Genomic DNA, 12,593 nt, shown 5'->3' on the forward strand with positions numbered 1-12,593 from the left:
CAATGGGGTAAAGGAAGCATATACTTATCAATTCACCGGCCGGTTTTCTTGCAGTCTCCGTTTTCTCTGTTTAAAAGGAAATTCAAAAACGAAAAATTTTAACCATTATGAGTAATCTGATGTATAAATTATTGATATTATTCTTTAAATAATAGTTTTTTTAGTAAAATATTAACATAAACTAAGATTAATATGCCTGATAGTTGTAAAAACGCTAACTTTGTTACTTAATATTTAGTAATGGAATTAGAATACATTGAACACCTTAGTCCTGTTCTAAAGGATGGAATAAAAAATTATTTAATTGATATCGACGGAACTATTACTGATGATGTACCCAACGAAGAACCGGAAAGAATGGTTACCTGTGAACCATATCCCGATGCACTGGAAACGATCAACAAATGGTATGACGAAGGGCATCAAATCTGCTTTTTTACTTCAAGAACCGAGAATCTGAAACAAATCACCATAGACTGGCTGGATAAGCATGGCTTCAAATATCACAGTGTGCTTTGCGGAAAACCCAGAGGAGGAAATTATCACTGGATAGACAACCACCTGGTAAGAGCTACAAGATATAAAGGAAGATTTACGGATTTGGTGGAAAAGCAAGTGACCATTGAAGTATTCAAAGAAGACGGCGAATAAAAATATAATTCAAAGATTTAAAGATTAAATGTGATTCAGTTCCTTTAATTTTTAAATCTTTCATTTTTTAATATACTTGATATTTTATGAAAGTTTTAGCAAACGACGGCCTGGATCAATCTGGAATAGATGCATTGACAGAAAAAGGCTTTGAGGTTATCACTACAAAAGTTCCACAGGAGCTTCTGGTAGATTACATTAATGAGCACAATGTCCGCTCCCTTTTGGTGAGAAGTGCTACACAGGTAAGAAAAGATATTATTGACGGGTGCCCGTCCATCGAAATTATTGGCCGCGGAGGCGTTGGTATGGATAATATCGATGTAGACTATGCAAGGGAAAAAGGGATTCATGTGATTAATACACCTTCTGCTTCTTCGGAATCAGTCGCTGAACTTGTTTTTGCCCATTTATTTTCAGGAGCACGATTTCTTCAGGACTCAAACAGAAAAATGCCTTTAGTGGGAGATACTGAATTTGCAGGTCTTAAAAAAGCATATGCTGCAGGTATCGAGCTGAGAGGAAAAACCATTGGTATTGTGGGAATGGGAAGAATCGGCCAGGAAGTGGCAAGAATTGCCTTAGGACTTGGTATGCGAGTGATTGCTGCTGATAACAATGTAGGAAGAGCAAGTATCAAAGTTAAGTTTTACAACAATCAGTTTATTAATGTTGATATAGAAACGGAACCTTTACAGGATGTTTTAAAGCATTCAGATTTTATTACCCTGCACGTTCCGGCACAGAAAGGCGGATATATGATCGGTAAAAATGAGTTTGAAATAATGAAAGACGGCGTGGCTATCGTTAACTGTTCAAGAGGAGGAGTTATCGATGAAACAGCTTTGATCCAGGCTTTGGATTCCGGTAAAGTAAGATTTGCCGGATTAGATGTTTTTATTAATGAGCCAACCCCATCTAAAGAAATCCTTAATCACTCAAAAATCTCTCTTACCCCTCACACCGGTGCTTCTACTCTCGAGGCTCAGGATAGAATCGGGCTTTCCCTGGCAGAGCAGATTTCAAGTATCTTACAGATTCAGTAATTTGAAATGATAATATAGAATCTCAATAGAATGCCCCTAAAAGTTTCCAACCTTTAGGGGCATTTTTTATTTAAAACTGTTGTATACAGATTAGATATTTTTGCTTTTCAGCAAATCTCTGATCTCCATCAGTAATTTTTGATCTTCCGTAGGTCCTGCAGGAGCCGGAGCCTCTTTTTTGTTAACTTTATTAGCAAATTTGATGATCCAGAAAAGAACCATAGCAATACAAAGAAAGCTGATTACGGCTGAAATAAAGTTTCCGTATGCAACGCCATTCCATGTAAGTTTTGCAATGTTTTCTGCGCCGGCAGCTTTCAACGCCGGATTTAATATCAGAGGAGTGATTACATCTTCTACCAAAGACGAAACAATTTTACCAAATGCTGCCCCGATAATTACGCCGACAGCAAGATCAAGGACATTACCCTTAAAGGCAAACTCTTTAAATTCCTTTACAAATCCCATAATTTATATTTTTTTAATTAGTATATACACAAAAATATAATTAAAAAATGTAAAAAACACTACATTTTATAGTTTTTCATTCCCAAAATATTGAATTTCGTGCTGAATTTCTGTTGTTTGTTTTAATGAATGTTTCAGCTTTATACAGATACTTTATTTCATTCATGATGACTCTTTATTTTTATTAATGACGTGATACCATAATGAAAAATCTTTTGTAATTTGCTTAAAAGTTTGATTTGTCTATGAAAATTTTCACCGCAGAACAGATACGCAGCTGGGATCAGTTTACCATTTCTCATGAACCGGTTTCTTCCATTCAGTTGATGGAAAGGGCTGCAATGGCTGCGGCTCATTGGATTTCGGAACATTGTAAAAATCATAAAAAGCTGGCCATATTTTGCGGTAACGGAAATAATGGAGGTGACGGGCTGGCCGTAGCAAGAATACTTTATCTGAAAGGTTTTGATATAGATGTATTTATAAGTGATTCCAAGAGAAAATTTTCAGAAGAGGCTGCTGTTAACCTGAAAAGGCTCAGAGATTTGTCAGGCATTTCAGTCAGGAAATTTGCTCACAATGAACCTTATCATTTTGATGATAAAACCATTATTGTGGATGCCCTTTTCGGGACAGGATTATCCAGGCCGCTGGAAGAAAATTACAGCATGCTGGTGGAACAATTGAATGCAAAAAAGAATATTAAAATTTCCATTGATATACCTTCAGGATTGTCTGCAGATGAAATGTCTGACCATAATGCTGTTATCCTGAAAGCCGATTATACCTTAACCTTTCAATGCTGGAAACGTACTTTTCTTCATCCCGAAACCGGAAGATATACCGGAAAAGTAGAAGTGCTGGATATTGATTTAAGCCAGGTATATGCTGATACAACAGGTACCGGGTATTCAGTAATCGATGATCAGCTGATAGAATCGATATTCATTCCGAGACAGGAGTTTTCCCATAAAGGGACTTATGGGAAGGCAGCCATCATAGGAGGCAGCTACGGGAAAGTAGGAGCGGCAGTGCTGGCTGCGAAATCAGCTTTAAGAAGTGGGGCCGGACTAACCTTTGCCCTGGCACCGGAATGCGGATATGAAATTTTACAAACCTCATGCCCTGAGGCGATGTTTATAAAAGGAGGCGAGCAGTTTATGCTCAATTTTGACGTTGATAGTGATTTTACCTGTGGTATAGGACCTGGTTTGGGAACCCATCCGGAGACAGAGAAAGGCTTCTTACGTTTTTTGAAAAATTATAGCCAGCCTCTGATTCTGGATGCTGATGCATTGAATATCATTTCAAAAGATCCGGAAAATCTGAAATTAATACCCAAAAAATCAATCATGACTCCCCATCCAAAAGAATTTGAAAGACTTTTCGGAAATACGGACAATTCTTTTAAAAGACTTGCGCTGGCCCGGGAAAAAGCAAAAGAACTGGATATATATATTGTATTGAAAGACCATCATACCCAGGTTATTACTCCACAGGGAAATGTATTTTACAATATCACCGGAAATGCAGGGCTTGCCAAAGGAGGAAGCGGAGATATTCTTACCGGAATTCTGACTTCACTTCTCGCTCAGAAATATTCTGAAGAACAGACCTGTATTTTAGGTGTATGGCTGCATGGCAGGGCCGCAGATATAGCATCAGAAAAGCACTCAAAAGAATCTATGCTGCCTACAGATGTTATTGACGCATTTGGGGCTGTTTTCGAAGAACTGAACAGGAAAGCAGAGAAAAATTTGTAATAGAACAGATAAGATAAAAAAGTAAAAGTTCAAAAAGATTTCAAGATATTAAAAAAGGCAAATCTGTATTTCTACAAATTTGCCTTTTTATTTTTTAGCGGTTTAGTCAGGTGGGCTTATTCAGGCTTTTCGTTTTCTGCCTGCGTGATCTTAAATTTCTTGGAAATAATCATGATCACAACACCTGCAACCATAAAAGGAATAGATAGAACCTGGCCAGTATTCAGACCGCCGATCTGGATAAACTCATCTCCTTGCGGCTCTTTCAGGAACTCTACAAAGAATCTGATAGCCCAAAGAATAATAAAGAACAAACCGAATAACCAGCCTTGCTGATATTTTTTATCCGTTTTTCTATATAGAATCCATAATAAAATGAACAAAAGAACATATCCTACCGCTTCGAATAGCTGGCTTGGATAACGAGGTACAGTAAGACCATACTCGCTGCTTTGTTGTGGGAAAAGTAAGGCAAACGGAGAGTTGGGATCAGCGGGTTTACCAACGATTTCAGAGTTGAAAAAGTTCCCCATTCTTACAAATGCTCCTCCTAAAGCAACAACAATTCCTAGTCTGTCATATACCCAGAACGGATTTTTCTTAATGATTTTAAATGAATAATAAAGCGTAGTGAAAATCAGAGCGATTGTAGCACCATGGCTGGCCAATCCTGAAAATCCTGTAAATTTTAAACCGTTTTTTGTACTTATCGGTAAAAATACACTCCAGAAATCCTCTTTAAATAATTCAGGCTGATAAAAGATAACATGTCCTAATCTTGCGCCAAGAATAGTACCAATTAATGTCCAGGTGAAAAGAGGTTCCAGGTATTTTTGATTCACGTTGTCAATCTTAAAGATCCTCGTCATTAAAACATATCCGAAACCAAATGCAAAAACAAACATCAAACTATAAAAGTGAAGGGTAAATGATCCGATATGAATGCCTTTTGAAGGGTCCCATATTTTAAACGGAGTTTCAAGTTCTACTGTATCAGAGGCAGCAATGGGTTTCACCGATTTTACCGCATACTTGAATTTTGAAATATTTTCCTGAGTTACCGGTGTGTCTATCAGTTTAAAGTTTTTATCAAAAAGCTGGTATTTTGAATCCCTGTACTTAGCTAATGTTGAAGCGCCATAATTGTAATAAGCAGGTTCAAAATTTGATTCATTTAGAATCACAACAAAAGATTGGTTCTTATCTGATTCCCTGTCAGGGAAAGCGGTAAGGTCTCCCATTTCTGTAGTGGAATAGATTTTTACGGGAACATTGTTTCCGTTGATATCTAAAGTTCCGTCCGATAAGCCTCCAGGGTATTCCTGTGCAAAAAGGCATTGCGTAATTAACGCAAACAGCACAAGGTAAATTCTGAAAAAAATAGTATTCATTTGCTATTGATTTAATAGTTTGATTATTGACATTTATGTTTAGGGGGTACAGGATCATAACCGCTTCCTCCCCATGGATGGCATCTTAAAATTCTTTTAAATCCCAGCCAGAAACCTTTAAAGACACCATGTACCTGAAGCGACTCGATCATATAATGAGAGCAGGTAGGTTCGTAGCGGCAGTTTTTGGGAAGTAAGGGCGAAATGAACCATTGGTAAAATTTGATCAAAATTACCAGCGGAAATGTAATGATTTTATTGAATGTAAGTTTCAAAACAATGCAAAAATAGACTAAAAAAATGAAAATTAGTTTAAATTTGTTATAAGTTTCGGTGATCAGAAATCCGGAACATTGATCTAAAAATAGAATTACTTTGAATCAAAATATTCCATTAGCTGAAAAATTAAGACCCAAAACCCTAAACGATGTATTGGGGCAGGAACACCTTACCGGCGACAAAGGAACAATCAGAAAAATGATTGAAAACAATAGTCTGAATTCCCTGATATTCTGGGGGCCTCCCGGTACCGGGAAAACTACACTGGCAGAAATTATCTCCGAGCAGTCGGGGAGGAAGTTCTATAAGCTTTCTGCAGTTTCTTCCGGGGTGAAAGATGTACGTGATGTTATTGAAGATGCCAAGAAACAGAATCTGTTCTCCGGAAAATCGCCGATCTTATTTATTGATGAAATTCACAGGTTCAATAAGTCCCAGCAGGATTCATTATTACATGCGGTAGAGAAAGGCTGGATAGTCTTAATCGGGGCAACTACGGAGAATCCAAGTTTTGAGGTGGTTTCGGCGCTGCTCTCGAGAAGTCAGGTCTATGTTTTAAAAGCATTGAGCTATGAAAAGCTGGAAGAATTGATTGATATTGCCTCGGAAAGATACAATAAAGAGGAAGGAACTGATTTTAAAATCCTTGAAAAAGAAGCTTTCATTCAATATTCAGGGGGTGACGCTAGAAAGCTTATCAATTCTGTAGAGTTGGTTTTAAATCAATATAAAAACTCCAATACCACAGAAATCTTAAATTCGGATGTTCTTGAAGTTCTTCAGGAGACTATGGCTCTTTATGATAAAAATGGAGAGCAGCATTATGATATTATTTCAGCCTTTATCAAGTCCATGCGGGGCGGAGATCCCAACGGGGCGGTTTACTGGCTGGCAAGGATGATTGCCGGAGGAGAAGATATCAAGTTTATTGCCCGGAGAATGCTTATTCTTGCTGCTGAAGATGTAGGATTGGCCAATCCGAACGCATTGGTTGTTGCGAACAATTGTTTTCAGGCGATTAATGTGATCGGAAATCCTGAAGCAAGGATCATATTAAGTGAAACGGCTGTATATCTTGCTGTTTCTCCTAAAAGCAATTCTGCGTATATGGCTATTAATGAAGCGCTGGCTTTAGTAAAAAAAACAGGAAATCTGCCTGTACCGCTTCACCTGAGGAATGCTCCTACAAAACTGATGAAAGACCTGGACTATGGAAAAGAATATAAATACGCCCATTCTTATGAAGGGAATTTTGTAGAGCAGGATTTCCTTCCCGAAGAAATCAGGAATGTGAAACTGTATGAGCCGGGAAATAATTCTACAGAGAAGAAAATCTATGAAGAGCTCAGGAAAAAATGGAACAATAAATATTAAATAAAGAAGGATGCTGTAAAATAGCATCCTTTATTTTATTCAATTATCTGGTAGTGTAAATAAATAATGTTTTCTTACCGTTGTAATCTTTTATTTCTGCTCTTTTATTGATTTCAGGATAGATCACAGTGCTGGTATCTGCAAATTCATACCCTTCAATAAATACAGGATGATCTGCCGGGATATTATATTGTACATTGATCTCAGATAACGCCATTCTGTCATATATATTTTGTCCGTTTTTGAACTTGTATTCAGTCAACCCTTTTGTAAAAACAGAACTGTATTTTTTTAAACTCTGGGGAAGGCTTGCCGGAGTATTGTATACTTTTGAAACCTGTAATACGTTTTTTCTTGTATTAAACAATTCTACCGTTCCAATAGCATTGTCGGCTACTGCAAACTTTACAGCCAGATTTTTTTGCTGTGCAGATAAAGCAGCAGAGGACAGTATTAAAAAAGAATAGAGTAATTTTTTCATAATCAGAATATGTACTGTTAAAAACGTGATAAATATAGTTATTTTTTGTAAAATTTGAATAAAATATTGAATTGTTTTACATTTTATTTAGAAATAAAAACTTTTATCCTGATTGTCAGTCTTTGGGTTCTTCGTTTGTATCTTTTTTATCTACCATATTTCTGATGATATTTTTCAGGCGCTGGAACGCGAAAGAACTTACTAATAAAATGATTCCAAGAGCAATAAAGGCACTGATTCTTGAAATATTATCCATTTGCCATACATCGTAACCATAAAGCTTTAATACCATCAGGCCTATCAGTACAAAGCCAATTTTGCTGTACTCCGGGATACTCTTTTTTAACCCTGCATAAATAAAAATGCTCGCTAGAATTGTCCATATTATAGGAAGGTAAAGAATATTAAAATGTTGGCCGGCTTTATAAGACTGAGGGATATCATTTGAAACCATTAAAATATAGGTATGATGCAATTCACAGCTTACCAGAATGATCAGTGCGGAAGAAAGAATCCAATAAGAAATCCGGCGTTTGTGAAATTCCGAAAAAGGAATGATTCTGCTGTATACAAATATAAAAGGAATCCATTGCAGCAGGTGAAGCAGATAGAAACCGGAATATAGTTTCTTTGATAAAATAGCAGTAACAACTGGCGGAGTGGACGCAGAAATGGTAAGAACAGCCAGTAAAAGAAGCAGATAGATCAGCATATTCTGAATGTCACTTCTGATACCCAGCGGTTTTCTGAAAAGTAACAATATAAAAATATAATACACGCTGAATACCAGCCCTACACTGGTAATTGCTGACCAATGCATTTCCGAAATGTGATAAGTGATCTCAAGAAGAAAGGTAATATAGATAGTGCCATAACTAATTACCGTGATGAGATCCTCAAAAAAGTTGCTGTTTTTCTCCTGTGGTTCTTTTACCGTATTCCTTAATAAATATAAATTGACCATTATGGAAGCTATGGTAAATGAACTGGTAATAAACGGAGGATTGAACAGGATATTAAAACCTTTGGTTCCAAAATACTCGGTCCATGTTATAATCTGGGTGACCATCAGTAATGGAAACAGGATATAGAAAAAGATCTTGAAAATCTTATGGCCGGTTTTTTTCCAGATGAAAAGAAGCAGCGTAGTCTGTATAGCCCAGATACTGGTGATGAGATGGGTTTTAAACTGAATCGCAACCGCAATTGTTATAAGGCTGGTGACCAGTCCTGCAAATACGGAATAAGCATTTCCGAAATTCTTTCGTCCATATTCTCTAAACAACAATATAGAATTGGCTGCTGCAAAGATAAGCGGGAAAATAATTGAAGGTTCATACTTCAGTGCGTCAAAAATATGGGTAAGCCCCAGGATACTGGAAAAATTAGCAAGCGCAAGTATTACAATATCAGAGGTTGAAAGTATACTTTTTCTGAAGTACTCATGCAGGGCAAAAATGTAGAAAATCACATAGCTGATCAGGTAAAAAGTGATACTTAAAAGCTCCGGACTTTCATTGGTCCAGAAAAAAAGATAGCCGGTGGTAAAAATATAAGCCGTCCATCCCACACTTTTCCAGTGCTGAAGAAATGAGGCTGCCAGCATTCCTGTGTTTAAAAGAGTGATATAAATAAAGAGGAACAGATAGTTATTGTGTCCGGTACTGATCATCAAAGGAGCTGTGAAACCTCCTATCAATGAAAAAATAATCAATACCTCACTCTTATAATAATAGGATAACAGGATAGAAGCTGCTGTAATCAGTGCGGTTATAGCAAAAGCCGTGTTCTGGGTAAAAAGATGATATTCCCTGAAAGCAATGGTGGCTGTGAAATATAAAACGGCAATTCCGCCTCCTGTAATGATGGACGAAAAAGCTTTATAATTTTTTCTGAGGAAATGTCCGGTAATGATAATTCCTGCGCCGGTAGAAAAACCGATTGCTGCTCTTGCCGCTTCACCAATCCAGTTTTTGTCAATAGCATATTTTACAAAATAACCCATTCCCAGAACAAGGGTGAAAATACCGATAATGGTGAGTGCATTCTGTTTTAAAAAATCAAAAACGGGAGTTAGCCGGTCTTTTGAGGCAGATGCTGGAAATTCTTCATTATTTTTAGTCTCTTCATGATGAATCTGTTGAGTCTGTGCCTGCTGTGGAATGGTAGTTTCTTCCGGTAGCGTTTTCTTGTGGAGTTCCTCAGGCTGAGCCGGAGTCTTATGGGTCTTAAGATCCGCAATCTCCTTCTCCAATTTTCTGATTTTAGTATTCAGATTATTGAAAATGATGAAGACAATTATAAGAATGATGACGGCAACAAATTCATTCATTTCATGGGTTTTTATCAAAGATAAAGAAATGTTTGATAGGGGATATTAAAAAATTAACCCATCACGGTATAAGCGATGGGTTAAATGGTATAGATAACTAACAATATGTTTTACTAATTAGATATTTTGTAAATGTAGAATGATGCAATACTGGATCCTAGTAAGCCTACATCCAATGCTGTTGATCCGACAAGGCCGAATGAAATTTTGTCTCCTGCCTGGAAGGAATAAACTGAGTTAAGAGAACTTTCGGAAATCGTCAAGCTTAATAAAATCAGGTTAGCTCCACTGAACGCACGGCTGTCTATAGTAGTTGCTACACCTGCTCTGGTTCTTACAATACCCACTCCCGGGTTATTGGCTAACAATGAAGCTTGGAGACCGGTTCCATAACGGAATGTAAAGCCTATAGCATAAACACCTGTGGATGGAATTGTATAGGTGTTATCTGTGTCGCTGAATAAGCTGGCAGATCCTATGGTTCTTTCTGCTGCTAAGAAGTTAACAGCTCTGAATCCTGAAGGAAAAAGCCCAAGGCTCAAAAGGCTGATTCCTGCTGTCTTCTTGGCAGCATATACCGATGAATTAGTATTGGCAGCGGCATAGATTAGCAGTGGATCAATCGTAGAAACTTCTGAGTTGGCGCTATTGATACCGAGAACCTGATAGCCAGTTAATGCAGGAGCGGCAGGGGTAGTACGGATCTTTGTATTTCCGTTTACGTCTAAAGTTGCACTAGGGGTCGCTGTATTGATACCTACTTGTGAGAATAAAGGTAAAGTTGCGCATGCTAACAATAAGCTGTAAAGTTTAGTTTTCATGATCAAGATTTTTAATTAGTTGCTAAGCAAATATACAATAAAAATTATACCCGGCATTGTGATATTTGTAATTTTAATATTAATATGATGTAATATATTTAAACAAACGTTTATATTTTGGTTAATATTATTGAATAATTTAATTACGACTTATTATATTTATTTTTAAACTAATCCGTTGTTTATGAGGGTTTTAGTGAAAAATAATTCTCCCTGTTGTGTGGGTTATTTTGTGTATTGAGCAGTTGCTATCGATATACTAATTTATTGTAAAAAGTTTTGCAATTGCTGCTTTTTTTATACCAAAAAGAAAAAAACACTGCCCTGACGACAGTGTTTCTTGAATAGTTTTTTTGATTTTTCCTAGCTTTCCAGGAGAAATTCTTTATAATTTCCAAGAAAATCCACATTGGCGTTGATGGATTCTAGTTCTTTAAGAGCATTTCCGTGCAGAATATCTTCCCAAGGTCCTTCTACATTAATAAAGAAGAAGTAATTGCCCAGTCCGGTCTTTAATGTTCTGGATTCAATTTTGCTGAGGTTCATCTTTCTCCATGCAAAAACGGATAAAACCTGATGCAGTCCACCCGGATGATCTTCCGGAAGGGTAATCAGCATCCCGGATTTTTCTCCCAACGTTTCCAGTTTATCGTTTTGATATGGGTTCTGCTGTTTAGAAATGATAATAAAACGCGTGTGATTCTGTTCAAAATCCTGAATATTACGGTTGATGATTTTTAATCCATATAAGTTGGCTGCAAACTGATTGGCCACTGCAGCAATAGAAGTGTCCGGATTTTCAGAAACAAATTTGGCGGCTGCCGCTGTAGAGGAAAAGTCCTGTTTCGGAACCTCTTTATAATGAGTATCCAGGAAGTGAAAGCTCTGGGCAAGGGCTTGCGGATGCGAATATATCCGTTCAATATTCTCAATATTATTTCCCGGATGAATCATCAGGTGATGGGCGATGGGCATTACTGCTTCTGCTTCAATCTTAACAGACGGAGTCTTATATAAATAATCCAGCGTCATAGAAACGGTTCCCTCAATGGAGTTTTCCAATGGTACGACTGCTTTTACGGCTTCTCTATTTTCAACAGCATTAAAGCAATCCAGAATGCTGGCCTGCGGTAATAATTCGTTATCGGGGAAAAGCTGCGCTGCGGCAAGCTGGGTAAAACTGGCATGAGGTCCCAAAAATGCAATCTTCATAATATAATATATAAGGGATGATTAAAATAAAGGTACAAAGGTGCGAATTTATTCATAAATAAAGAGCTGCGTTCGAAGTTTAAAAGCTCTAGGTTTAGAGTTTTAATGTTGAGTGTGTAGAGTTGCTGGTTAGTTGGTTAATTGTGAATATCCTGATTCTGGATTTATTGTTAAAAATGACTATTCACTTGCGAAGCAAAATTGACCATTGACAACATTTGCTTTCACCTATTCCTTCCAATTCTTCTCAATCATTTCCATCAGAAAATCCGGACACTTGATTACCTTACTGGTTTTCGCATCCAGAAAGAAAAGGGTAGTGGCAGCTTCAGTTATTTTAATATGCTCTTCATTGTAAATTTCATATTCAAATTCAATTCTTACTCCCGGAATTTTTTTTATATAGGTATGAATTTCTAATTTTTGATCATACAAAGCCGGCCGGATATACTTAATTTTGTAGTCCGAAACAGGGAGCCAAATTCCTTGGTTTTCAATTTCATCGTATGAAATTCCTATGCTTCTGAAGAGTTCAACCCTCGCTACCTCGAAGTAGGTTGCATAGTTACCGTAGTATACATATTTCATCGGGTCTGTCTCAGCGTAACGTACTCGTATTGAGTGTGTTGTGTGTATCATTTTAGGCGTTAAATTATACATACAAATATATTTTTAAATAATCAATACCTGCAATATTTTTTTTTGAAAAGAAAATATTGGACCTTTGTCTTCCTTCTAAACACAGTACAAACAAAGAATAATCGGGGCATAAAAA

The 12,593-nt window shown here is 37.0% G+C and carries 12 protein-coding genes; 4 read left to right on the forward strand and 8 right to left on the reverse strand.

From position 1 onward, the window contains the following. Positions 1-240 precede the first annotated feature (240 nt). A complete protein-coding gene (locus ACP3T3_RS22385; protein WP_426477898.1) occupies positions 241-651 on the forward strand; it encodes an LNS2 domain-containing protein in 411 nt (136 codons plus the stop codon). Positions 652-737: 86 nt separating this feature from the next. Next, positions 738-1,697, forward strand: coding sequence for a D-2-hydroxyacid dehydrogenase (locus tag ACP3T3_RS22390; RefSeq protein ID WP_426477899.1), 960 nt, complete (start codon positions 738-740; stop codon positions 1,695-1,697). A gap of 90 nt (positions 1,698-1,787) precedes the next feature. Here the strand turns inward: ACP3T3_RS22390 and mscL are convergent, their stop codons facing one another. Continuing rightward, positions 1,788-2,165 (reverse strand): large conductance mechanosensitive channel protein MscL, encoded by a 378-nt coding sequence (gene mscL, locus ACP3T3_RS22395; RefSeq protein ID WP_426477900.1) that lies wholly within the window; start codon positions 2,163-2,165, stop codon positions 1,788-1,790. A 245-nt stretch (positions 2,166-2,410) separates the two neighbouring features. Between mscL and ACP3T3_RS22400 the strand changes: the two genes are divergently transcribed. Further along, positions 2,411-3,928 (forward strand): NAD(P)H-hydrate dehydratase, encoded by a 1,518-nt coding sequence (locus ACP3T3_RS22400; RefSeq protein ID WP_426477901.1) that lies wholly within the window; start codon positions 2,411-2,413, stop codon positions 3,926-3,928. Positions 3,929-4,044: 116 nt separating this feature from the next. On the opposite strand, the gene lgt is transcribed toward ACP3T3_RS22400, so the two are convergent. Then, positions 4,045-4,833 carry a prolipoprotein diacylglyceryl transferase gene (gene lgt / locus ACP3T3_RS22405; RefSeq protein ID WP_426480006.1) on the reverse strand — a complete coding sequence of 263 codons (789 nt, stop codon included), beginning with the start codon at positions 4,831-4,833 and terminating at the stop codon, positions 4,045-4,047. A gap of 509 nt (positions 4,834-5,342) precedes the next feature. Continuing rightward, a complete protein-coding gene (gene yidD, locus ACP3T3_RS22410; protein ID WP_034695943.1) occupies positions 5,343-5,594 on the reverse strand; it encodes a membrane protein insertion efficiency factor YidD in 252 nt (83 codons plus the stop codon). 100 nt (positions 5,595-5,694) lie between these two features. Between yidD and ACP3T3_RS22415 the strand changes: the two genes are divergently transcribed. Further along, entirely contained in the window at positions 5,695-6,972 is a 1,278-nt protein-coding gene (locus tag ACP3T3_RS22415; RefSeq protein WP_426477902.1) for a replication-associated recombination protein A, read from the forward strand. 43 nt (positions 6,973-7,015) lie between these two features. Here the strand turns inward: ACP3T3_RS22415 and ACP3T3_RS22420 are convergent, their stop codons facing one another. The 5 genes from ACP3T3_RS22420 to ACP3T3_RS22440 all read right to left on the reverse strand — a co-directional run bounded on the left by ACP3T3_RS22420 (position 7,016) and on the right by ACP3T3_RS22440 (position 12,457). Beyond that, the gene (locus ACP3T3_RS22420) at positions 7,016-7,453 is read right to left on the reverse strand and encodes a hypothetical protein (RefSeq protein WP_426477903.1); all 438 of its coding nucleotides are present in this window, start codon (positions 7,451-7,453) and stop codon (positions 7,016-7,018) included. 115 nt (positions 7,454-7,568) lie between these two features. Beyond that, positions 7,569-9,785: a DUF2339 domain-containing protein gene (locus ACP3T3_RS22425; protein WP_426477904.1), complete on the reverse strand. Its 2,217-nt coding sequence runs from the start codon at positions 9,783-9,785 to the stop codon at positions 7,569-7,571. 113 nt (positions 9,786-9,898) lie between these two features. Then, the gene (locus ACP3T3_RS22430; RefSeq protein WP_426477905.1) at positions 9,899-10,606 is read right to left on the reverse strand and encodes a hypothetical protein; all 708 of its coding nucleotides are present in this window, start codon (positions 10,604-10,606) and stop codon (positions 9,899-9,901) included. A 363-nt stretch (positions 10,607-10,969) separates the two neighbouring features. Beyond that, positions 10,970-11,818 (reverse strand): prephenate dehydratase, encoded by an 849-nt coding sequence (pheA, locus tag ACP3T3_RS22435; RefSeq protein WP_426477906.1) that lies wholly within the window; start codon positions 11,816-11,818, stop codon positions 10,970-10,972. Positions 11,819-12,046: 228 nt separating this feature from the next. Further along, positions 12,047-12,457 (reverse strand): acyl-CoA thioesterase, encoded by a 411-nt coding sequence (locus ACP3T3_RS22440; RefSeq protein ID WP_426480007.1) that lies wholly within the window; start codon positions 12,455-12,457, stop codon positions 12,047-12,049. Positions 12,458-12,593 lie beyond the last annotated feature (136 nt).

This window comes from Chryseobacterium sp. CBSDS_008, from assembly GCF_049959325.1.
In the GTDB taxonomy this organism is placed as follows: Bacteria; Bacteroidota; Bacteroidia; order Flavobacteriales; family Weeksellaceae; genus Chryseobacterium.